This is a genomic window from Marinobacter zhanjiangensis (assembly GCF_014651935.1).
Lineage (GTDB): Bacteria > Pseudomonadota > Gammaproteobacteria > Pseudomonadales > Oleiphilaceae > Marinobacter > Marinobacter zhanjiangensis.
This window is the reverse complement of sequence record NZ_BMXV01000007.1, coordinates 230,903-253,674: the sequence shown is the minus strand read 5'-3', so window position 1 is coordinate 253,674 and position 22,772 is coordinate 230,903. Positions and strand designations below refer to the sequence as shown.

At 58.8% G+C, this 22,772-nt stretch carries 23 protein-coding genes; 6 read left to right on the top strand and 17 right to left on the bottom strand.

Annotated features, from left to right (window positions below; all coding sequences use genetic code 11):
• Window positions 1-287 precede the first annotated feature (287 nt).
• Window positions 288-866: a hypothetical protein gene (locus IE079_RS15585; RefSeq protein ID WP_189577709.1), complete on the top strand. Its 579-nt coding sequence runs from the start codon at window positions 288-290 to the stop codon at window positions 864-866.
• Window positions 867-982: 116 nt separating this feature from the next.
• On the opposite strand, the gene gst is transcribed toward IE079_RS15585, so the two are convergent.
• From gst to IE079_RS15570, 3 genes are all read right to left on the bottom strand, one after another.
• Window positions 983-1,672 (bottom strand): glutathione transferase, Atu5508 family, encoded by a 690-nt coding sequence (gene gst, locus IE079_RS15580; protein ID WP_189577708.1) that lies wholly within the window; start codon window positions 1,670-1,672, stop codon window positions 983-985.
• A gap of 163 nt (window positions 1,673-1,835) precedes the next feature.
• The gene (locus tag IE079_RS15575) at window positions 1,836-2,357 is read right to left on the bottom strand and encodes an ankyrin repeat domain-containing protein (protein ID WP_189577707.1); all 522 of its coding nucleotides are present in this window, start codon (window positions 2,355-2,357) and stop codon (window positions 1,836-1,838) included.
• 10 nt (window positions 2,358-2,367) lie between these two features.
• Entirely contained in the window at window positions 2,368-2,847 is a 480-nt protein-coding gene (locus IE079_RS15570; RefSeq protein ID WP_189577706.1) for a hypothetical protein, read from the bottom strand.
• A gap of 452 nt (window positions 2,848-3,299) precedes the next feature.
• Between IE079_RS15570 and IE079_RS15565 the strand changes: the two genes are divergently transcribed.
• The 3 genes from IE079_RS15565 (at window position 3,300) to IE079_RS15555 (ending at window position 6,514) form a co-directional block, all read left to right on the top strand.
• A complete protein-coding gene (locus tag IE079_RS15565) occupies window positions 3,300-4,499 on the top strand; it encodes a Fic family protein (RefSeq protein WP_189577705.1) in 1,200 nt (399 codons plus the stop codon).
• Window positions 4,500-4,991: 492 nt separating this feature from the next.
• Window positions 4,992-5,390: a hypothetical protein gene (locus IE079_RS15560; RefSeq protein ID WP_189577704.1), complete on the top strand. Its 399-nt coding sequence runs from the start codon at window positions 4,992-4,994 to the stop codon at window positions 5,388-5,390.
• A gap of 152 nt (window positions 5,391-5,542) precedes the next feature.
• Window positions 5,543-6,514, top strand: coding sequence for a transposase (locus IE079_RS15555; protein ID WP_189577703.1), 972 nt, complete (start codon window positions 5,543-5,545; stop codon window positions 6,512-6,514).
• An 883-nt stretch (window positions 6,515-7,397) separates the two neighbouring features.
• Here the strand turns inward: IE079_RS15555 and IE079_RS15550 are convergent.
• On the bottom strand, window positions 7,398-8,342 hold the full coding sequence (locus tag IE079_RS15550) for a hypothetical protein (RefSeq protein ID WP_189577702.1): 945 nt from the start codon (window positions 8,340-8,342) through the stop codon (window positions 7,398-7,400).
• Window positions 8,343-9,069: 727 nt separating this feature from the next.
• Between IE079_RS15550 and IE079_RS15545 the strand changes: the two genes are divergently transcribed.
• Both IE079_RS15545 and IE079_RS15540 read left to right on the top strand, forming a co-directional pair.
• A complete protein-coding gene (locus tag IE079_RS15545) occupies window positions 9,070-9,609 on the top strand; it encodes a lysozyme (protein WP_189577701.1) in 540 nt (179 codons plus the stop codon).
• On the top strand, window positions 9,606-10,058 hold the full coding sequence (locus tag IE079_RS15540; RefSeq protein ID WP_189577700.1) for a lysozyme inhibitor LprI family protein: 453 nt from the start codon (window positions 9,606-9,608) through the stop codon (window positions 10,056-10,058). The genes IE079_RS15545 and IE079_RS15540 overlap by 4 nt, the downstream gene beginning before the upstream one ends.
• Before the next feature lie 111 nt (window positions 10,059-10,169).
• Here the strand turns inward: IE079_RS15540 and IE079_RS15535 are convergent, their stop codons facing one another.
• From IE079_RS15535 to urtA, 13 genes are all read right to left on the bottom strand, one after another.
• A complete protein-coding gene (locus IE079_RS15535) occupies window positions 10,170-10,745 on the bottom strand; it encodes a HupE/UreJ family protein (RefSeq protein ID WP_189577699.1) in 576 nt (191 codons plus the stop codon).
• A gap of 43 nt (window positions 10,746-10,788) precedes the next feature.
• Window positions 10,789-11,427 carry an urease accessory protein UreG gene (gene ureG, locus IE079_RS15530; RefSeq protein WP_189577698.1) on the bottom strand — a complete coding sequence of 213 codons (639 nt, stop codon included), beginning with the start codon at window positions 11,425-11,427 and terminating at the stop codon, window positions 10,789-10,791.
• Window positions 11,428-11,612: 185 nt separating this feature from the next.
• Window positions 11,613-12,302 carry an urease accessory protein UreF gene (locus IE079_RS15525; protein WP_189577697.1) on the bottom strand — a complete coding sequence of 230 codons (690 nt, stop codon included), beginning with the start codon at window positions 12,300-12,302 and terminating at the stop codon, window positions 11,613-11,615.
• Window positions 12,292-12,864, bottom strand: coding sequence for an urease accessory protein UreE (gene ureE / locus IE079_RS15520; protein WP_189577696.1), 573 nt, complete (start codon window positions 12,862-12,864; stop codon window positions 12,292-12,294). Before ureE ends, IE079_RS15525 begins: the two co-directional genes overlap by 11 nt.
• 11 nt (window positions 12,865-12,875) lie before the next feature.
• Window positions 12,876-14,579, bottom strand: coding sequence for an urease subunit alpha (gene ureC, locus IE079_RS15515; protein WP_189577695.1), 1,704 nt, complete (start codon window positions 14,577-14,579; stop codon window positions 12,876-12,878).
• 162 nt (window positions 14,580-14,741) lie between these two features.
• Window positions 14,742-15,047: an urease subunit beta gene (locus tag IE079_RS15510; RefSeq protein WP_189577694.1), complete on the bottom strand. Its 306-nt coding sequence runs from the start codon at window positions 15,045-15,047 to the stop codon at window positions 14,742-14,744.
• Window positions 15,048-15,057: 10 nt separating this feature from the next.
• Window positions 15,058-15,360 (bottom strand): urease subunit gamma, encoded by a 303-nt coding sequence (gene ureA, locus IE079_RS15505; protein ID WP_189577693.1) that lies wholly within the window; start codon window positions 15,358-15,360, stop codon window positions 15,058-15,060.
• Window positions 15,361-15,825: 465 nt separating this feature from the next.
• A complete protein-coding gene (locus tag IE079_RS15500; RefSeq protein ID WP_189577692.1) occupies window positions 15,826-16,722 on the bottom strand; it encodes an urease accessory protein UreD in 897 nt (298 codons plus the stop codon).
• Complete coding sequence (gene urtE, locus IE079_RS15495) at window positions 16,719-17,417, bottom strand: urea ABC transporter ATP-binding subunit UrtE (protein ID WP_189577726.1); 699 nt, start codon at window positions 17,415-17,417, stop codon at window positions 16,719-16,721. The genes IE079_RS15500 and urtE overlap by 4 nt, the downstream gene beginning before the upstream one ends.
• Window positions 17,418-17,434: 17 nt before the next feature.
• On the bottom strand, window positions 17,435-18,259 hold the full coding sequence (gene urtD / locus IE079_RS15490) for an urea ABC transporter ATP-binding protein UrtD (protein WP_189577691.1): 825 nt from the start codon (window positions 18,257-18,259) through the stop codon (window positions 17,435-17,437).
• On the bottom strand, window positions 18,256-19,392 hold the full coding sequence (gene urtC, locus IE079_RS15485) for an urea ABC transporter permease subunit UrtC (protein WP_189577690.1): 1,137 nt from the start codon (window positions 19,390-19,392) through the stop codon (window positions 18,256-18,258). Before urtC ends, urtD begins: the two co-directional genes overlap by 4 nt.
• 192 nt (window positions 19,393-19,584) lie before the next feature.
• On the bottom strand, window positions 19,585-21,189 hold the full coding sequence (urtB, locus tag IE079_RS15480; RefSeq protein WP_189577689.1) for an urea ABC transporter permease subunit UrtB: 1,605 nt from the start codon (window positions 21,187-21,189) through the stop codon (window positions 19,585-19,587).
• Window positions 21,190-21,273: 84 nt separating this feature from the next.
• Entirely contained in the window at window positions 21,274-22,551 is a 1,278-nt protein-coding gene (gene urtA / locus IE079_RS15475; protein ID WP_265013651.1) for an urea ABC transporter substrate-binding protein, read from the bottom strand.
• Window positions 22,552-22,772 lie beyond the last annotated feature (221 nt).

The window sequence follows — 22,772 nt, the reverse complement described above, 5'->3', positions numbered from 1 at the left end:
TGTTGCCAGTCCTTGATGTGGAACCACCACACCGGCGGACTGGCGCCTTGGCCAGAAGCCCCAGCGTCACGCAGTAGGTCAGCGAATTAACCGCACGGCACACTAGGCCTTACTCTGCAGAAACCATGCTAAAGTTCAGGCACAGGATCCGGCCTTTGCCTGAGAGCGCCTATTCCAGCCTCCAGAGAGCGCCGCTGATGGGAATGGTGCCAACACTTCAGGTACCGGAACGTGGAAAATAGATCGGTCCCGGTTCCGGCTTTTGTTCAGTCAAGGAGGATGTTTTTATGCGTTCCCTATGTTCCCTATTGCTCTCGGTGCTCATCGCCTTAAGTCTGGTCGGCTGTTCCACGCGTCAGCTGACCGATAACCTGGAAGGCTCCACTGCCCAACGCCTGGTTACTCATAGTGTTGATGACCTGATCGGAAAGCTGCCGCAAGAGCATTTAAGCGGACTCCGGGGGCAGCGCGTCTACCTGGAAACGCATTTCCTGCACACATCAGGGGTAAAGAATTATGCGGATAAGCGTCTGGCCCTGGCACTGCAGCGCCGGTTTGGTGCGCAGCTTGTCGATTCCGAAGCTGAAGCCGATCAGATTATGACTGTTTTCTATAATTCGTTGGCCACGGATCAGAGCGATTTCGGTTTTTCAATCCCGCTGGGCTTTATACCCGGCACTGGTGCGAACGCGAAAATCAACATCATTACCCTGGAGAAATACCATGGTATCGCGGAAATGTATTATTTCCTTGGGCCAACCGGTGTCGAACATCGCAGCGCTACGCTCCAGGCGGTTGTGCGTACCGACGCTCTGGGCCTGCCGTTGATTACGATACCTATCTCGAATCTGAAGCGGGAGGAATAATATGGAAACCGGGACAGATTGATCTAGCCCCGGTTTTCGCAGACCCGGAGCGAGCCGTTGTTCCTGAAGCAGTCTCCCTCTCAAACCCCGGGGTTCTGTCCTTGATAGTGTTCTTTCTACCGAATGACGTCCCGCAAGGACTGCTCAATCCGACCACCACAGTAAGCCTTACCCAACTCCCTTCGCTGCTTTTCAAGAAAAGGACTGATCGACGGGCGGCCTTCCACTCGTTGGCAGAGACTCGCGACACAGGGAGCGCTGTGTTCCAGATCCGAAGCGAGTTCCGGAAAGCTGTGGACCAGGGTGCCAAACAATGCAGCAGTCGCAATATCGGCCACCGTGAGCCTGGAACCCAGCAGATAGCCCGCTTCCGGTTTGAGGCGATGCGCCTGGCCGGTCTTTTCAAAAATGGCCATCCAGTCGGCCAGGCGATGAGTCCGGAATTCGGTCCATGAATCCTCATCCCACATCACTGTGCCATTGTAGTTGGTGATTTCCATGAGGATATCATTGCAGTCCAGTACCACCTTCAGAGCCAGAGTGTGTTGCACAGGCTCGTCGGGAAGAAAATGGTAAGCCTTCGCCAGATGCATGAGAATCGCCGGCATCTGCGCGAACCAGACCTGGGCCCTACAGTCGTAAAGATACGGAGGTGCCATCCCCGGGTACTGAATGTTCAGGTTCTTGTCAGGGTAGACCTCGCTGGCATCCAGCTTCCGGTAATCCGCCCGGACCTCCTCCAGAAAAAGCTGGATAAAATTTCCGCGAAAGGGCAGGCCCCAGTAATAGAGTTCGTAGTCTTGCATTGTGGTTCTCCCGCACTGACGGGTGAGAAATGGAACTGCTGTCTGGAGTGTAGCGCAGATCTATTAGTTACCTCCGTCGCGGGGTCCACCTCATTCTATCAGCACCCGGGCCCGTATCTACGGAAAGCGGTAGCAGAAAATAGATCTGTCCCGGTTTTGGTTTTCACAGATTCTCAAGGGCCGCAATAATCTTCGCAATGTCCGGCCCGGCCTCCTTCTCCTGGAGAAGCCTGGCAAAATCCAGCGGAGTCCGACCCTGCTCGCCTTGTATGGCCGGGTTCGCGCCATGCTCCAACAACAGGTCGACGGCGAACGGGCTTCTTTCCAGCACCGCCGAGTGCAATGCTGAAACCCCGGAACCCGTAGCTGTGTCGACAGCATTCACGTCAACACCGTTCTCCAGGAAATGCTTCAGCAGTTTCCTCGCCTCAGCTTTATCGGGATACAGGGCGGCATATCGGGCACCGGCTTCGGTGTTCAGTTGCTGAACCTCGTCCTCCGTTGGGTGGAGCCCGTAAAAGGCCTTTTCCGCACCCCATTTGACCGCTGCCGGGGATTCGTCCGAACTCATGTAAACGATCAACGTAACCGGCGAGGTATTGGCGAAGCTGTAGGTGAATACGCCTGCCGCCCCAACCGCCACTACGACCAAGAGAACAAGAAAACCTGCGATAAACTTTCTCATGAAGCCGCCCTTATACCCAGACCAGGTTGCCAGCCGCGAGGTCAGATACCGCAAAGGAAGGAAGCTCTCTCGGCAGGGACACAATACCTGCAAGCAGCATTTCAAAGCGGGATTTCTGTTTCAGGGCAATGCTCGCTCTGACCGTGTCATAGATCTTTGCATCAGTCAGATCTTCTTCAGTGGCGCGCTTCCACCAGTGCGTCACATACTTGCGAGTAACCTTCTTGATCAACGACCGGACACTCGCGCCCGGCTTTTTGCGGATGATTGCATTGATCAGAATATCGACAAATCCAACCATATAAGAGGCGTCCACAGCAACAATCAGCAACGCCTGTGCGTAACGCCGGGCATCCAGATTCATGGACATCCCCTCAATGCCGCGCTTGCGTTCTGGCCAAAAGAAGACAAAGACCTCTCGTGCTTCCTGATCGGTCAGCACGATATTCTGATCACTAATAACGGGAAGACTGAGCGAAACTTCACTCATGCAAAGACTCCTTTCTATAGCAGGGACTTCCATCCTTCTGGAAGTCGTTGATCGGGCAGCGCGTGGCTGCTGGTCCACGACACGCACAGCGGAGACTAGCAGGAGGGGCATGATCGTTCAACGACCTGAGTCACCAATAGGCAAGGTGGGCCGGTCTGTTGCTGTTGTTGTTGTTGACGTGGGAGGCTTGGCGTCCGAGAAGTTTTGGCTATGCCTGTCTTCGTTAACCCCTAAAGAGAAGGGATTGGGTGCGAGCGGAGCCAAATTTTCAAGGACCAGCGCGTGGAAAATAGATCTGTCCCGGTTTTCGAAGACCGGCCAAAAGGTCGGCCAAATGGCAAAAATTGCCAACAACAACCCCCTGAATTACAATGGATTGTAACGGAAGTCCGGTGGCCACATAACCGGCCAAAAAGCCGGCCAATTGGTCGGACAAAGCCAATGGGGAAACCATGTCATCAGTAATGGACTTCACGCCCTTTATACCTTCAGAGAAAGCGCTGGAGAAAACGGACCTTCCCGACAGTGTAATGCGCCTGACCCGGAAATCCGCTTCTCTGGGTGGGGGCCTGGCGCCTCAGACCTTTGAGACGATTCGACGCCACATGTCGGTCATCAACTCCTACTATTCAAACCTGATCGAGGGGAACAAAACACATCCCCACGATATACGCCAGGCCCAGGCCGGAAACTACAGCTCGGATCCGGCCAAGCGTGATCTCCAGATCGAGTCGGTGGCCCATATTGGCGTTCAGGACTGGATTTTCGATCAGAAACTGAGTGTCGGGGAGGTCTTTTCGGCTGACTTCATCCAGGAGCTCCATCGCAAACTCTACGAGCAGTTGCCGGAAAGCCTGAGGATCGTTCGAGATGAGCAGAGCGGAACGAAGGAGATGGTCGAGCCCGGCCAGTGGCGCCAGCGGCCAGTGTCCGTAGGTCAACACCTGCCGCCAGTCACGGACGATATGGGCGACCTGGTTGACCGGTTCTGCCAGACGTACTCAGCCGACCGGTACCGGGGGACCCAGAAAACGATCGCCGTACTGTGTGCGCATCATCGGCTGTTGTGGATCCACCCCTTTCTCGATGGTAATGGTCGGGTGGCCAGGCTCTGGCTGGACGCCTCTCTGAAGGCCATTGACTACGACAGCTATGGACTGTGGTGTATTGCCCGGGGCCTGGCCAGAACCTCTGACCAGTACAAAGGGGCGCTGGCCGCCGCCGATATCAAGCGCAAGGGTGACCGGGATGGCCGCGGCCAGTTGTCCGAGGAAGGGCTTATCCGTTTTTGCAGCTATATGCTGGAGCAGGCGCTGGACCAGGCCGAGTACATGACCGACGTACTCGATCTGAACTCGATCAGGCAGCGCATCAATGCGTACATCAAGGCTCGAAACGAAGGGCTGATTAACAGTGGCACAGGGATCCTGAAGCCGACGGCCTCTACGGTGCTTTTTAACACCTTTATCACCGGTGAGATGGAGCGTGGCGAGGCCCTGGAAGCCATGGCCATTCCAGAACGATCGGCGCGTCGACAGATCAGTCTGATGAGAGAGGAGGGCTTGCTGGTGTCGGATAGCAAGTCAGCACCGCTTCGCTGGGCGATCCCTGAGCACGCTGAGCCCTGGCTGTTCCCGGATCTCGTCAAATGAGCCTGAACGACCCGCCGGCCTGACGCTTCAGACCTAATTCGAATGGCCAGTGGAACGATGCCGGAACGATGTGTAGTGGTTCAATGATTCCAGACACCAACGAGGACGTCGAAAATAGATCTGTCTCGGTTTTTCTCCGTCTCCGTTTAACACCTTTTACTGGGACCGCCATCAAGGATGACCACTGCTTGCCACTGTAGTATCTTTTCGATTGCGTCTGCTTTGCCAACGGGAAATGGACTAACGGCAAGCATACCCAAGGACCAAACAGGGAGATTTACTGTGTCACTGATTACCGATGATCCACGCAGCTTCGATAGCCTTCTCTACCGCGTCAAGCCCAACGATACAAGTTCTATAAAACCTCAGGAAACAACTATGACTTTGTCGGAAAGGTCCGTGTCGATCAAATTTGTGTCGCTTCACCCAGGCGTCCCACCCGTCGGCTGAACAGTGTTTACTCCAACAACGCCATAATGGGGTACTGAGACCATGGGCACTATGGAGCCAAACTTTCTTGCCCTGGTTTTCGTCGTCTGTTCGGTGCTTGTCTTAGGTGCCCTGTATTTACCTATATGGGCCATATTACATCAGTACCTGACGCCACGGCTCGATGGGCAGTTGTTCAGGCGGCCATTTTTCCAGTCATCCGAACTGCATAACTATCAGACGTTCCCGTTAAGTTTGCTGCGGTCACTCAACTACATTTTGCTGGTTGGGTGGCCATCGATCGCCAAACGCAGGCGCTTCCGGGGCTTTACGGGAAAACTGGCTGTCAGTCGCTGGGCTGTCGTCCTTTGCCGTATTCAGATTCTGCTGGCGCTGGTTGCGCTGGTGCTTGCAGTGGCGTTCTTCGGGTGGGGCGGCTTTATGGCCGTTTTTGTTCTTTAGTTATCAATTCGTACGTCCCAAGAGGCCAGAGTGCCCAATGGGCCTGTAGTGCACAGTATATACTGGCTGACCTGCACCCAACGTCGACGCTTGCGCGGAATAATGGACCGTGATTCTATACCGCTATATTTGCAACTTGCTAAAGGATTGGCATGCCCCGCCCCAGAGAACAGCAGATATCACTCGCCGATACGCCCTATTACCACATCGTCTCCCGTTGCGTGCGCCGGACCTTTCTGTGTGGCTTCGACCACGAGACTGGCCAGAGCTATGAGCACCGCCGTCACTGGATCGAGCAACGTATCCGGTTGCTATCGTCCATCTTCACCATCGACCTTTGCGCCTATGCAGTGATGTCCAACCATTACCATTTGGTGGTCAAGCTCTGCCCGGAGCAGGCGGACGACTGGAATGATGACCAGGTTCTTGAGCGCTGGGCCAGCCTTTTCAAAGGCCCGCCGCTGGTGCAACGCTACCAGGCCGGAGAGGATCTGCACGAAGCAGAACGGCGGTCCGTTAAACAGATCATCGATGTGTACCGGCAGCGGCTGACGGACCTGAGCTGGTTCATGAAGTGCCTCAACGAATCGATTGCCCGGGAGGCAAACCGGGAGGATGACTGTACTGGGCACTTCTGGGAGTCCCGCTTCAAATCCCAGGCACTGCTCACAGAACAGGCAGTGCTGAGTTGCATGACCTATGTGGACCTGAACCCGGTCCGGGCCGCCATGGCGGAAACGCCGGAGACATCCGATTACACCAGCATCAAAGAACGACTATCGCCCCGATTCGATCTGGCAGAGGCCATCCAGTCACAGAGCGAACAATTATTTCTGAAGCAGTTTCCCCTGCCCCTCAAACCTCTGCTCAATTTCGAGGGAGCGATCAGGAACGAGTCACAAATGGGCATCCTGTTCTCGTTGAGCGACTATCTGGAACTGGTCGATTTCACCGGGCGAATCATCCATCCGAACAAGCGCGGCCACATACCCGAACACCAACCACCCATTCTGAAAAGACTCGAACTGAGTACCGAGGAATGGCTGGCCGAAGCCACGGAATTCGAAGACCGGTACCACGACAACCGCCGCGCTCATCTGGACCGACGACGATCAGCAGCCTGACGTAACACCTTCTCCGCTTCCCTACCCCTTACTGGTGACCACCAGGAGCCCAACCTGGCTCAAAATCGGCCAAAAGGCGTGATTGTGATGAAAACGTGTCGCCAAAAGATCATTCCAAACATCTAGGACCGATTTACCGCCCCTTGCCATCAGCCAGGACTACACTCAGAAGCTTCCTCTTTTGGGTATGCCTGTCTCCGTTCATACCTGGAAGCTTCCTCTTTTGGGTATGCCTGTCTCCGTTCATACCTGGAAGCTTCCTCTTTTGGGTATGCCTGTCTCCGTTCATACCTGGAGAAATACCATGGTATCGCGGAAATGTATTATTTCCTTGGGCCAACCGGTGTCGAACATCGCAGCGCTACGCTCCAGGCGGTTGTGCGTACCGACGCTCTGGGCCTGCCGTTAATTACGATACCTATCTCGAATCTGGAGCGGGAGGAATAGTAAGCCTTTGTGATGAAACCGCGTGAAACCGGGACACGGACTGAAACCCGGCTTCCCGTGTTTGTTACTGACAACTACGGCTTAAAAATATAGAAAAATGGAATGCACACAAAAAACAATATCAAACCACCGACGGTTCCGTAGGCGGTTACCCTTTCAAAGCTGTTAGCGAAGGCCCTGATGTCCAGTTCGGGGTATACCCTCCGGAAGCGTTCCAGCCTCTGGATTCCCGGTATCGCGCAGGCCCAGGCAAATAGAGCTGTGTTGGCTAACCCGAAGTCGAGGGCACCACTATGCCAATACTGATCAGTCACTGAGAGGCTGGCCTTCAGTCGGCGTGTCAGGGTTAATCGAAGTATCAACAGACCCAATACCATAAGGGACGCACCGACAGCCCCAAGTAATGCAAACAGCGTCGTCAACGAGGCGTCAGTCATCAATCCACCAGATCATAGAGCCAGCCAATTATGTCCTTGAAGGCGTAATCAGCGCCAACGGCTGCCGCGCCGCCCGCAACGATGCCAACGGCCAGCCCCACTGGGGTGACCGCAATCACCGCGCCGATCAGAACGCCAGCGCCAATCCCCACCAGGAACGACCCACCTTCCACTACCGCTTTACGCTCCCAGTTTTCGCCATTCTTCCAGCTCTGGTAGACCCCATTGGCCCTCAGATAACCATCAACCATGATGAACCCAGGGCCTGCGACCCGACCAATCTTGGCAAACCTGGTAAGTTTCTGCACATCTGCAGTGTCACGAACAGGTATGGACTCCCATACTGTCCGGCCAGTCGCATTCGTGGTCTGACGCATCCTGAACGTGTTGTTGTTCAGATAATTCCTGGATCGGCTGAACAGCACCTGATTCATCTCATTGAAGGCGGCTTCTGCTCGCATTTTTGCCGCATGCACCATCCTGGGAGCGGCGCGATGATTCTTCAGGTCCTCGTAATTCTTGTTGGCAAGGTCGTACTTGTTGATAGCGCTCAGTACCGTGTCGGACTGAGCGAGTGCCGCACCCATGCCATTGCCACCAAAGGTATTCAGATCTCCGACTATGTTGGGAATCTTGGTCTCGAAGAGGAGGTCTGCCATTCCCATGACGGCGGCGCCGCCGGCATACTGACTCAGGTGGGAAAGCGTTCTTTGCTCTTCCATTGAGCACGCCATGATCGGACTCAAATCAACACTTTCGCCCAAGTCCGCGGCTGGAATAGCCAAGGGTCGATTGGGTCGACAGACTGCTGGTTGCGAGTCCGCCCAGTTGGCTGCCATAAACTGCCGGGCGAACTGCTCAGAGTTCATGTCCGACGGGCAGACATTCCTGGCGATCTCTTGCGGGGAGGTAACGGACTTCGGGTAGTAAATCGCTGAGGTCATAGTTCATCCTTGAATCATGTGGTTTCTGGTTTTGGTACGACAATCCTGTCAAATCGCAAATTAGCAAACTCCGTGGCGATATTCCAGCAGACTTATGGGCAGTGAGAGCGATCGCTCATTAAGCTATCCATCAGTCTGACGGGACATTGGCTTCTCCTTGCGTTGTGGAGTCAAAACATAGGAGCCGGATGTGGCAACAAATCGGCCAAAACGTGTGGCTCTACACCAAACGTGATGCTAAAAGCTCACTCCAAACATTTCTCACCGATTCACCGCCCCTAGCAGCCATCAGCCAGGGCTACACTCAGGAGCTTCTTCCTTTGCCTATGCCTGTCTCGGTTCAACCCGAAGACCGGCCAAACGGTCGGCCCGGTGGCAAAAATTGCCAACAATAATCCCCTGAATTACAATAAGTTTTAGCGAACGCCCGGTGGCCAAGTGACCGGCCAAATAGTTGGCCAATCAGTCGGACAAAGCCAATGGGGAAACCATGTCGTCAGTAATGGACTTCACGCCCTTTATACCTTCAGAGAAAGCGCTGGAGAAAACGGACCTTCCCGACTGCACATGTTCCCGACTCGTCCTGAATACTTTTGGCTATGCCTGTCTCTGTGATTTTTGACGCTCTCGTTCGCAACCTCGTCACAGGCCCACGATGACGACATTGAACAGCAGCCAGGAATTGCTTAATCTCCGGTTCGCCTTCACTGAACAAAGGATTGAAGCCATGGCACAAGGAACCCGTGTCGCCACATCGGCGCAAACTCCCCTCGCCCAGAACCTGGTACTCAGTGCCCGGGGCCGCTCCCTGCTCAAACGCCTTGAGGGCATTCGCCTCAGGCCGTACGACGATCAGACTGGTGTTGCCATTACCCAGTGGGTTGCCGGTGCCACGATTGGTGTCGGGCACCTGATTGATCAGAGTGAATGGTCCAGATTTTCATCGGGTATAAGCCAGCAGGAAGCAGAAACACTGCTGGCCCACGATGTGGCACCTTACGAGCGCGAAATCCGCAAAGTTGTGACACGTAGCCTGTCTCAGAGTGAATTCGATGCGCTGGTGATTTTCGCGTTCAATATCGGCAGGAGGGCCTTCTCCGGGTCATCTGTGGTTCGGTTGTTGAATAACCCGAAAGCGAGCACCGGGTACCCTTCACTGGAAAGTGCCTGGAAAGCGTGGAACAAATCCCAGGGTAAGGTCATGCAGGGCCTGAACAACCGCCGTGCGGCGGAATGGAAGCTGTTTGATAAGGGAGTCTACCAATGATGGCTATCACCGGATTTCTCCGTTCCTTCGCGTTTCTCGCCATCACGCTGACGTCACTAGGGTGCCAGGCCATCGATAACCCGGATGCGCCAAATTATCTTGAGGATTTCCGGTCAGAGGCGTCTTCCTACGAGAAGGCCATCTACAACGATGCACAGGCGACGTCGGACTCCATGAAAGCGTATCGCGACTACATTGGCTTCCTCGAGGAACAACTGGATACGGCTACGTTTGCACTGGCGCGTAAGCTTTCCGGTTCTGAGCGGGAGGCGTTCGACGAGGCCCGAGGTGCCTGGGAGGCTTACCAAAAGGCGGAGAACGCCTTTGTCTCGACTGTCTGGACGCCGCAGAACTTCGGCAGCTCTTCGGCTATGTCCAGGCTTGGTTTTTACGCAGAACTTTTGAGATCACGAATTGAACGACTACAGAAATATCGGCTGCAGTTCTAGAAATATTGACCGGCTATAACCCTATGTCTGCTTCAACTATTCAACAAGAAAAAGCCCGCCCCAGCCGAAGCCAGGACGGGCAAACCTTCAAACCGGTTTTTTTGGGGGCGATTAACCCACCATCAAGTAACCACCCACACCCGCCAGTGCAGCACCCACACCACGGGCTACGCGGTTATCCGTCTTCTGCAGCAGCGCACCGAGCCCACGACCAGCGAAGGTAATTGCCAGAGTCGCAATGGAGAACCCAGCCAAGTAAGCCGCCAGCGCAGCACCAGCAGGCATTTCAGTACCATGGGCGTGACCATGGAACACCATGAAGGCTACAACCAGCGAGCCACCAACAGCAGTAGGCAGCTTCGCCATGGCAGCAATAAGAATGCCGGCAACCATAACGGACAGCACAATGCCGGTTTCAACACCCGGCAGGGCAATACCCGCGAAGGCAATACCGGCCCCCAGAATCATGCCGCCTACCACGAACAGCGGGGTGGCCTTTTTCATAAGGTCGCCCTGGCGGACGCTCCAGAAGCCGATGGCGGCCATGGCCAGCAGGTGGTCCAGGCCGAGCATGGGGTGCAGCAGGCCGCTGGCGAAGCCGCCGGTGCCGTGGCCCGTGTGGGCGGCGGCGGTTGTGGCGGCCAGCAGCAATGCGGCGAAGGTGAGCAGTTTGGTGGTCAGTTTCATGTCGTCACTCCTGATCAATTTGAATACGGTGTCTCGCCTGGCATCAGGCGGAAGCGGTTAACTTTTCGGGGCGCCGCTCGGGCAGCATGCCCTTTTCCAGGATGAAGCTGATGATGGTTTCCAGCCCTACCCCGTCGTAGAGGTTGGTGAAGACGAAGGGGCGTTCGCCGCGCATTTTTTTGCTGTCCCGGTCCATGACGTCCAACGACGCGTGCACCTGTTCGGCGATGTCGATCTTGTTGATGATGAGCATGTCGGATTTGGTGATGCCGGGGCCGCCTTTGCGGGGAATTTTGTCGCCGGCCGAGACATCAATGACGTATAGGGTCAGGTCACTCAGTTCGGGGCTGAAGGTGGCGGAGAGGTTGTCGCCGCCGGATTCGACCAGGACGAGTTCGAGATCCGGGTGGCGGCTCTGGAGGTCGTCGATGGCCGCCAGGTTCATGGAGGCGTCTTCGCGTATGGCGGTGTGGGGGCAGCCGCCGGTTTCCACGCCCAGGATGCGGTCGGCTGACAGGGCCTCATGTTTCAGGAGGAAGTCGGCGTCTTCTCTGGTGTAGATGTCGTTGGTTACCACGGCGATGTTGTAGTGGTCTCGCAGGGCGAGGCACAGTTGGCGCAGCAACGCGGTTTTGCCGGAGCCTACCGGGCCCCCTACTCCTACTCTCAAACAATGTTTCATTTTGATGCTCCTAATTCGGTGTTCGTTGTTTTGGTTTCGGGGGGTGGAGTCGATCGGGTAGGACTTTCCGGGACACGCCGTGAATCCGTCCCTGGAGGCTCTTCAAAAACGTCCCTGTTTTTGAAGGTCCCGGAAAGTCCTACCCGACCGCCTCCGTTAAGCCCCGGTGCGGCCCTCTCAAGGCTTTAGCTCCTGAATAGCCGCGAATACTGTGTTTCATGTAAGGCACTGGCTAATGCCAGGCCCGGTAATATCGGTCCAAGTTCGTCGTCAGTTCTTGCCAATGCGTCATCGACGGCGGTGACCAGTTGTGGCCGTAACCGTTCAGTCAGCCGTTGGGCTGCCGTGTGGCCCAAGGGTAGCGCCTTGCAGGCGACCGCCAGCTGGTTTTCCAGCCAGGACCAGGCGAAGCCAAGCATTGTTTGGCGTACCGGGACCTGCCGTTTGTGGGCAGCCCAGGCGAACAGGGTGACGTAGCCGGGGGTTACCGGTAGCAGGTCGCTGGGCGGGGCCAGGTCCAGGCTTTTCAGTAGTGTCAGTAGCGCGGCGCCTAAGCGGGTGTCTTCGTCCACCAGTTCGGCGGTTTCCCGGGTGGCGTGAAGCCACTGGTTCCAGTGGGCTACTGCGGCATCGTCCCCTTCTGCCCAGGCGGTCTGCAGGCGGTTCAGCAGTGGCAGTTCGCAGCGGCTGAGGCCGTCTTCCAGTACGCCTTCGACCCATTCGCCAAGTTCCTCTTCGTTGTTCACCCAGCCCAGTTCGAAGGCGCTTTCCAGGCCCTGGGACCAGGCGAAGGCGCCGATGGGCAATGCCGGGCTGACCAGTTGCATCAGGCCCAGCAGGGCCAGGTCGGTCTGGTGGCTGGTGTCAGTGGGCATGCGCTTCACCCAGCTCTTTATCCCGCTCTCTACCCGGCTCATGGCTGTGGCTATGAGAGTGCTCGTGGCTATGGCTGTGTCCGTGGGAATGGCCGTGGTTGTGACCACTTTCCCTGCCCGCCTTGTCGTAGGCGCCCGGTTCCGGGTCGAAGGGGGCTTCGTGGTGTTCCAGTGTGGCGCCCAGGCGTTCGGCCAGTTCTTCCAGCACGTGATCCGGCGGAAAGCGGACCCAACCTTTGCCATCGCCTTCCACGCCGATGGACAGTTGCACGTGGCGGTTACCCAGGTGGTAGCAGAGTTTGGCCAGGGGCAGGCCCGCGTCGATGTGAGCGGTTACTACCGGCTCGGCCGCTGCCTTTACGCGGATGATTTCGCCGGTGTTGGCCTGCAGGCAGTCGCCGTCACGCAGCACTGGGCCGCGGTCGAGGAACAGGCCGACGTCGTGGCCGGTGTCGCTGGTGGCTCGCAGGCGGCCACGGATACGCAGTTCCAGCGGCAGGGTCAGGGTGTCGGATATTTCCGCCTGGTCCGTGGGTTCGATGCGTTGTGTCAGTTCCAGCATGTCGTCAATCCTCAGAACAGGTGGTAGCGCTGGGCCAGCGGCAGTTCGGTGGCGGGCTCGCAGGTGAGCAGTTCGCCATCGGCGTGCACTTCGTAGGTCTGCGGGTCCACGGTGAGGTGGGGGCAGGATCCGTTGAGCTTCATGTCGGTCTTGCGAACGTCACGGACGTTCTTGCAGGCAGACAGTCGGCTGTACAGGCCCAGTTCCTTGCCGACACCGGAATCCAGCGCGACCTGGCTGACAAAGCTGACCCGGGTGGCACTGGCGGCCCGGCCCAGGGCGCCGAACATATAGCGGTAGTGCACGGGTTGCGGTGTGGGGATGGACGCGTTGGGATCGCCCATGGGGGCGGCGGCGATCATGCCGCCCTTGATGATCATGGCGGGTTTGACGCCGAAGAAGGCGGGGTCCCACAGCACCAGGTCGGCCATTTTGCCCACTTCCACGGAGCCCACTTCATGGCTGATGCCGTGGGTGATGGCGGGGTTGATGGTGTATTTGGCGATGTAGCGTCTGGCGCGGACGTTGTCGGCGCCCCGGTCTTCGTCTTCCGGCAGCAGGCCGCGCTGGACTTTCATTTTGTGGGCGGTCTGCCAGGTGCGGCACACCACTTCGCCTACCCGGCCCATGGCCTGGGAGTCGGAGGCGATCATGGAGATCACGCCCATGTCGTGGAGGATGTCTTCGGCGGCGATGGTCTCGCGGCGGATGCGGGAGTCGGCGAAGGCCACATCTTCCGGGATTTTGGGGTCCAGGTGGTGGCAGACCATGAGCATGTCCAGGTGCTCGTCGATGGTGTTCACTGTGTAGGGCCGGGTCGGGTTGGTGGACGACGGCAGTACGTAATCCTTGGAGCAGGCAGTGATGATATCCGGGGCGTGGCCGCCGCCGGCGCCTTCGGTGTGGTAGGTGTGGATACACCGCTCCTTGAAGGCAGCCAGGGTATCTTCCACAAAGCCGGACTCGTTGAGCGTGTCGGTGTGGATGGCCACCTGGACGTCATACTTGTCGGCGATGGTCAGGCAGTTGTCGATGGCGGCCGGCGTGGTGCCCCAGTCTTCATGGAGCTTGAGCCCCATGGCGCCATACTTGAGCTGCTGTTCCAAGGGTTCCGGCAGGCTGGCGTTGCCTTTGCCGAGGAAGCCGATGTTCATGGGCATGTCGTCCACGGCCTGGAGCATTTTGCCAATGTGCCAGGGGCCCGGGGTGCAGGTGGTGGCGTTGGTGCCGGTAGCTGGCCCGGTGCCGCCGCCGAGCATGGTGGTGATGCCGCTCATGAGGGCTTCTTCCACCAGTTGCGGGCAGACGAAGTGGATGTGGGCATCCAGCGCCCCGGCAGTGAGGATTTTGCCTTCGCCGGCGATGATTTCGGTGCCCGGGCCGATGACGATGGTGACGTCCGGTTGGGTGTCGGGGTTGCCGGCTTTGCCGATGGCGGCGATTCGGCCGCGCTGGAGGCCGACGTCGGCTTTGACGATGCCCCACCAGTCGAGTATCAGGGCGTTGGTGATGACGGTGTCCATGACGGTTTCGTCGGCCCGTTGGCTCTGGCCCATGCCATCACGGATGACTTTGCCGCCGCCGAATTTCACTTCGTCGCCGTAGTGGGTGGCGTCGCTTTCCACTTCGATCCACAGTTCGGTGTCGCCCAGGCGGACGCGGTCCCCGGTGGTGGGGCCGTACATGTCGGCGTAGGCCTGTCTGCTGATTTTCATCTTAATGCCTCGCGTTCTGGATTCCGGGAGAGGGAGCCGATCGGGTAAGGCTTTCCGGGACACGCCGTGAATACGTCCCTGTAGGCTCTTCGAAAACGTCCATGTTTTCGAAGGTCCCGGAAAGCCTTACCCGACCGTCTCCCCTGATCTTGGTTGCTGGCCTCAAAGCTTTCCCATTACCTCTGCTCGGAAGCCGTAAATTTCTCGCCCGCCCGAATATGGGATCAGCGTTACTTCCCTCGTCTGACCGGGCTCAAACCGGATGGCCGTACCGGCAGCAACGTCGAGTCGATAGCCTCTTGCCTTTTTCCGGTCGAACCGGAGGGCCGGGTTGGCTTCCGCGAAGTGGTAGTGGGAGCCGATCTGGACCGGGCGGTCGCCGGTGTTGGCGACTTCGACGGTGATGCGTTCGCGGCCTTCGCAGAGTTCGATGTCGCCGTCTTTGAGTTGGTATTCGCCGGGTATCATCTAAAGCTCCTTACACAATCGGGTTGTGGACGGTGACCAGTTTGGTGCCGTCTGGAAAAGTCGCTTCTACCTGCACCTCGTCCACCATTTCCGCCACGCCTTCCATGACATCCTCACGGGTCAGGATTTCGCGGCCGGCGCTCATCATGTCGGCGACTGTGCGGCCTTCGCGGGCGCCTTCCATGATTTCGGCGCTGATCAGGGCGACGGCTTCGGGGTAGTTGAGCTTGATGCCTTTGGCCTTGCGCCGTTCCGCCAGCAGGGCGGCGGTGAAGAGCATCAGCTTGTCTTTGTCTCTGGGTGTCAGTTCCATCGTCTTGCTCCGATGTTTGCAGTGTTCGGTTTTAGCCCCTCTCCCGCGTTGGGGAGAGGGGGTGTTCACTCGTCCCTCAGCTTCGTCTCACCCTCGTTCGAAGTACTCGCCCTTTTTTTTGCCCCCTCTCCCCTGGCGGGAGAGGGTTGGGGTGAGGGGGGGAGACTCCCACTCCGGAGTTAGCTACCTTGGGCGCCTTTGGCGCTCCCCCTCACCCCGGCCCTCTCCCTCGTTGGGGAGAGGGAGTGTTCACTCGTCCCTCAGCTTTGTCTCACCCTCGTTCGAAGTACTCGCCCTTTTTTTTGCCCCCTCTCCCCTGGCGGGAGAGGGTTGGGGTGAGGGGGGGAGACTCCCACTCCGGAGTTAGCTACCTTGGGCGCCTTTGGCGCTCCCCCTCACCCCGGCCCTCTCCCTCGTTGGGGAGAGGGAGTGTTCACTTGCCCCTCTGCTATTCCTCTAACCTTTCTAGGTCAGCCAGATCCTCGGTACATGGGCTGGCTGGCCGGTCAGTTCTGGTCTGAGGATTTCCCAGGCCTGCTGGCAGATGGCCCAGGCTTCGTTGCGTTCGTTGCCCAGGTAGCGCAGCAGGAGCACGCCGCCCCGGCGGGTGACGGCCCAGCGGGGATTGTCCGGCAGCTTTGCTCGCAGTTGTTCGATGGCTTCCGCTACATCCTCCAGGCCGACGGTCCAGAGCGTGGCCTGGACGGTGTTGCCGCCCTGCCCCCATTTGCCGTGGAAGCGCCGGTGTTTGGGGTCGAGGGTCTGGCGTTCCTGCCAGACCGGTAGACCACCGCGGGTCAGGTGGAAGCGTTGTTCCAGTTGTCCGGTGGCGAAGGGCAGTTCGCTGGCCGGGCGGCCCAGGGCAAGGATTTCCCAGCCGATGCACTGGCTACGGTTGCCCAGGTCGATGGTGGTGGTCTGGGTGCCCCGTGAGCCGTCGAAGGCGAGGGTTTCCTGGGGCAGGTATTCCAGGGTGCCGCCGTCTTGCACGGTCAGGCGGGTGTGCTGGGCCCAGGCGACGCCGTGGCTGTCGGCCTTGTAGAGTTTGGCTGCTGCTGGCGTGGTCAGCAGGGCGTGGGCGCCGGTGCCTACGCTGGCGCTGATTTGCAGGGCGTCGCCGCTGACCAGCCCGCCTGGCGGGTGCAGCAGGTAAACATGGCAGCAGCTGTGGCGGCCTTCCGGGTAGAAGGGGCGCTGGACCCGTAACGGGCCGCTGTGGCGCGCGGTGGTCATGCGGGTGACCGGGCGGCCATCCTGTTGCCGGCCTTCGAAGCCCAGGGTCAGGCTGGCTGCCCAGTGGCGGCCCTGGTCGAAGCGGTGGCCGGACTCGGTAACATCCGGTAGCGGCTGATAGATAGTCATACCGTCAGATATTGTTTGATGAGTTCATCGGACAGCTCGGCAATCTCGCCTTCGGCCATGCGGCGGCCCCGGTCGATGATGGCGAAGCTGTCGGCGAATTTGCGGGCGAAGGGCAGTTTCTGTTCCACCAGCAGCACCGTCAGGCCGTCTTCGGCGATCAGCCGGCGGATGACTTCACCGATCTGAGTGACGATGTTGGGCTGGATCCCCTCCCCCGGTTCGTCCAGGATCAGCAGCCGGGGCTCGAGGACCAGGGCGCGGCCGATGGCCAGTTGTTGCTGCTGGCCGCCGGAAAGGTCGCCGCCGCGGCGGTTCTTCATTTCCTTAAGCACCGGAAACAGCTCGTAGACGCGCTCGGGGATAGTTTTCCGGCCATCGCCCCGGGATGCCAGGCCGGTACGCAGGTTTTCTTCCACGGTCAGCAACGGGAAGATCTGCCGGCCCTGGGGCACATAGCCGATGCCCAGTCGGGCGCGCTGCTCCAGGGGTTGTTTCGTCAGTTCCACGTCGTCGGCGAAGCGGATGCTGCCGTCGGCCACGGTTTCCTCGCCCATGATGCATTTCATCAGGGTGGTCTTGCCGACGCCGTTGCGGCCCATCACGCAGGTGCATTGTCCCTGGGGCACGTCCAGGTCCAGGTCCCAGAGGGTGTGGCTTTCGCCGTAGTACTGATTCAGTTTTTCGATCTGCAGCATCAGGCTTTCGTTTGGCATCAGGCTTCCTCCCCCAGGTAGACCTTGATCACTTCCGGGTCGTTGGAGACCTGGTCCATGGAGCCTTCCGCCAGCACACTGCCCTGGTGCAATACGGTCACCTTGCGGGCGATGGAGCGGACGAAGCCCATGTCGTGCTCGACCACCACCACGGACTGCTTGCCCGCCAGGCTGGTGAGCAGCTCAGCGGTGCGCTCCATTTCCTGTTCGGTCATGCCGGCCACCGGTTCGTCTACCAGCAGCAGTCTCGGTTTCTGCATCAGCAGCATGCCAATCTCCAGCCACTGTTTCTGGCCGTGGGAGAGGATGCCGGCGGGACGGTCGCGCAAGTCCTGCAGGTTAATCGTTTCCAGCACCTCCTCGATGCGCTCGCGGTGCTTCGGTTTCATTTGCGCGGTCAGTGTGGGGAACACCCGCTTGTCGGCAGCCATGGCCAGTTCCAGGTTCTCGAACACGGTCAGCGCTTCAAACACTGTCGGCTTCTGAAACTTGCGTCCGATGCCAAGGCTGGCGATATCCGGCTCGCTCATGGTGAGCAGGTTGTGGCGGCTGCCGAACCAGACCGAGCCGGTGTCCGGGGCCGTCTTGCCGGTGATGATGTCCATCATGGTGGTCTTGCCGGCGCCGTTGGGGCCGATGATGCAGCGCAACTCGCCGTCGTCGATGGTCAGGTTCAGATTGTTGATGGCCCTGAAGCCATCAAAGCTGACGTTGACGTCTTCCAGGTACAGGATCGGGCCGTGGCGCACGTCCACCGGGGAGTCGGTAGGCGTCAGAAAGTTGAAGACCCGGTCCCGGGCGGCCAGTTCGGTCATGATGCTCATGCGGTGGCCTCCGAGGTGGAGCTGGATTCAGACGGCCCTGAGCCGTCATCGGTGGACTTGCGGCGCTTCCTGAGCAGGCCGGCAATGCCCTGGGGCAGGAACACGGTGACCAGCACAAACAGGGCACCCAGGGCGAACAGCCAGGCGTCTGGCATCACGCCGGTGAACACGGTCTTGGCGTAGTTCACCAGGATGGCGCCGATCACGGCACCGTACAGGGTGGCGCGTCCGCCCAGGGCTACCCACACCACGATCTCGATGGAAAATATGGGGGAGAACTCACTGGGGTTGATGATGCCCACCTGGGGCACGTACAGGGCGCCGGCGACGCCTGCCAGCATGGCGGACACCACAAATACGAACAGCTGTACCCGCTCCACCCGATACCCGAGGAACCGCGTACGGGCCTCGGCATCACGGCAGGCGACGCTGACCCGGCCCAGCTTGCTGGTGACAATGCCCCGGCACACAACGTAGCCGATAGCCAGGGCGATGCCGGTGGCGATAAACAAACCCAGCCGGGTGGCATCCGTGCGCAGATTGAAGCCCAGAATGTCGCGGAAGTCGGTCAGGCCATTGTTGCCGCCAAAGCCCATTTCATTGCGGAAGAAGGCCAGCATCAGGGCAAAGGTGAGTGCCTGGGTGATGATGGACAGGTAAACCCCGGTCACCCGGGAGCGGAATGCCAGCCAGCCGAATACCAGCGCGAGGGCGCCGGGTGCCAGCAGCACCATGGCAAAGGCGAACCAGGCCATGTCGAAGCCGTACCAGTACCAGGGCAGCTCCTGCCAGTTCAGGAACACCATGAAGTCCGGCAGGATGGGGTCGCCATAGGTCCCCCGATCGCCGATCTGGCGCATCAGGTACATGCCCATGGCATAGCCGCCCAGCGCAAAGAAGGCACCATGGCCCAGGCTGAGAATGCCCAGATAACCCCACACCAGGTCCACGGCCACCGCCAGCAGGGCGTAGCACAGGTACTTGCCCAGCAGGGTGACGGTGTAGGCGCTGACATGCAGCGGATTGCCTTCCGGCAGCGCCAGGTGCAGCACCGTGACCACAATCAGTGCAAAGAAAAGGATGCCCAGGAACAGTTGGGTCGAGCGCTCCTGCAAAGGTCGGGTCAGCCACATAGCAGGTGTCCTTTCTGGCTAATTATTTGATTCACTGAGCCTCTGAACGCCTTGAGAGCAAGGCGCAGTGGCGAAGGTTTGGTGGTTCCAAATCGAGGCGCTGCAACGCGGCTATCAAGGCGTTCAGAGGCTCCCGAAGGGCGAGGCACTTGTGCCTCGCAGTGGATTAAAGAATTGGCTAGACAGGACACCCTAACCCTCCGCTGCCCGGCCTTTTTGAGGGAACAATCCCTTCGGCCGTTTCTGAATGAACAGGATGATGAATACCAGCACGATGATCTTCGCCAGTACCGCGCCAGCCCAGGGTTCCAGCAGCTGGTTGATGGTGCCCAGGGTCAGGCCTGCCACCAGGGTGCCCCAGAGATTGCCGACGCCGCCGAACACCACCACCATGAAGGAGTCGATGATGTAGTTCTGGCCCAGGTTGGGGCCCACGTTGGTGAGCTGCGACAGGGCCACTCCTGCCAGCCCGGCCACACCGGAGCCCAGGGCGAAGGTCATGATGTCAACGCGGGTGGCCTTGATGCCCATGGATCGCGCCATGGCACGGTTCTGGGTGACCGCCCTTACTTCCAGCCCCAGGCGGGTCCTGCGCATGATCAGCATCAGCGCGGTAAACACCAGCAGCGCGAAACCGATCACATACATCCGGTTCAGGGTCAGCGACAGGGCGTCGTTGATCACCAGTGAGCCGCTCATCCACTCCGGGGTCACCACGGTGCGGTTCAGGGGCGAGATCACGGTGCGCACCAGTTGCTGGAGGATCAGGCTGACACCGAAGGTGGCCAGCAGGGTTTCCAGCGGCCGGCCCTTGAGGAACTGGATAACGCTACGCTCAATGGCAATACCCGCCAGCGCCGCCACCAGAAACCCGGCGGGTATGGATAGAATCAGCGCCAGGCCCGGCTGGCCCGGCAGCAGTTGCTGCATGCCCCAGGTGGTATAGGCACCCAGCATGATGAGTTCGCCATGGGCCATGTTGATCACGCCCATAACGCCAAAAGTAATGGCAAGGCCGATGGCGGCCAGTACCAGTACCGAGCCCAGGGACAAACCGAAGTACAGGGTCTCGGCGGCGTTGTTCAGTCTCAGTTTCTGTTGGATGGACGCCAGCGCCTGTTCCGCCGCTGCCTTGCGCGCGGGATCTTCCGATGCAACAGCGCTATTGAGAGCAGCCCGGGCCCGGGGGTGCAGGCTACCGGAAAGCACTTCGATCGCGTCCAGGCTTCCCTGCTCCTCCACCTGGTAAATGGCCAGGGCCTCCTCCAGGCGGTTGCGCACCCCGGCATCCGGTTCTTCTTCAATGCGGGCCGTTACCTCTTCGACAATCGCATCATCGACCTTGCCCAGCAGATCCAGGGCAGCGGCTTCACGCACGGCGACGTCTTTGGCAAACAGGTCCAGCATGGCCAGCACTCCGGCCAACTGCCGGCGCACGGCATTATTGATGGCAATACGGTCCAGGTCCCGACGGGACATTTCCCCCAGGTTTTCCCCGGTCAGGGCGTCCGCCACTTCCCAGTCGCGACCGCGGTTGTTCAGTACAATCACGATCCGGCCGGTGGCCTCTACCTGGCTAATGCGGTTATTGCCGTAGGCTTCCAGCCATGCGCGGGCCCGTTCATGGCCGCTGGTGGCGATAGCCTTGATCGCGGCTTCGGTATCACGGGGCGAAGCGTCGGCAAGCTGTTCCAGCAGCGCCTCGGGGGTCTGGTCCTGCTGTTGTGCCGAGACAGTGCCGGCAGTTGTCATCAGCAAGACCATCAGGAAGAAGGTGAGCCATCGGGGGATGCTCATGGTGTTGTCCTGTCTGGTATCTGGATGGATGGGAGATCAGGGGTATTGACCGGGACGGCGACGCCACCCCGGTCAGGTGGCCACTTACTCGGCAGCCTTGGCCTGCTCGCCGGCAGACGCTCCACACTCGCCTTCCTTGACGTTGTAGTTACCGCAGCGCATGGGGGCGCGCCAGTCGGCAATCAGGTCACGGGAACCCGGCAGGTAGTCGGACCAGGCATCACCGGCCACGGTGGATGGGGTTTCCCAGACCACGGCGAACTGGCCGTTGTCCTGGATCTCGCCAATCAGTACCGGCTTGGTGATGTGGTGGTTCGGCATCATGGTGGCGTAACCACCGGTCAGGTTGGGCACGGTAACACCGATGATGGCGTCCTTGACCGCGTCCACGTCAGTGGTCTCTGCTTTCTGGACCGCTTTCACCCACATGTTGAAGCCGATGTAGTGGGCTTCCATCGGATCGTTGGTCACCGCGGTCTCGTCACCGGTGTACTCGATCCACTCGTCGATGAAGTCATAGTTGGCGTCGGAATCCACACTCATGAAGTAGTTCCAGGCGGCCAGATGACCCACCAGCGGTCCGGTATCGATACCGGAGAGTTCCTGCTCACCCACGGAGAAGGCAACTACCGGGATATCGGTTGACGAAATACCCTGGTTACCCAGCTCACGGTAGAAAGGCACGTTGGCATCACCGTTGATGGTGGATACCACGGCGGTCTTCTTGCCAGCGGAGCCGAAGTCCTTGATATCGGACACGATATTCTGCCAGTCAGAGTGACCGAAGGGGGTGTAGTTGATCATGATGTCTTCTTTCGCCACACCCTGATCCATCAGGTAGGTTTCCAGGATCTTGTTGGTGGTGCGCGGGTAGACATAGTCGGTGCCCGCCAGCACCCAGCGCTCGACACCGATTTCGTTCATCAGGTAGTCCACCGCAGGAATCGCCTGCTGGTTGGGGGCGGCGCCGGTGTAGAACACGTTCTCCGACGACTCTTCACCCTCGTACTGCACCGGGTAGAACAGCAGGCCGTTCAGTTCCTCGACCACCGGCAGTACCGATTTACGGGATACCGACGTCCAGTTGCCGAAAATCACGTCCACCTCTTCCTGGGCCAGAAGCTCGCGGGCCTTTTCCGCAAACAGCGGCCAGTTGGAGGCCGGGTCGACCACCACAGCTTCCAGTTCACGGCCCAGCAGACCGCCCTCCGCATTCTGCTTCTCGATCAGCATTTCCACGGTGTCTTTCAGTGCGGTTTCGCTGATCGCCATGGTGCCGGACAGGGAATGCAACACACCCACCTTGATCGGACCTTCCTCGGCGTAGACGACTGACGCACCGGCGCCCATTGCCGCTGCCATTACAACGCTGGCCAGTTGTTTCTTGAATGTTGTCACGTGCATATCCTCGCTTTCTCAGATGTTTGTGCGCTTCTTTGGCGCGGGGCGAATTTCATCCGTTCGCCTTGTGCACTGAGAATTGCAAGGGGTGTGCCATACTGAAGCCGTCAATTTTTATTGTTTTATTTCAGCAATCTACAAAACGAGAAGCGATGAATCGAAAAAATGAACTATCAATTTTG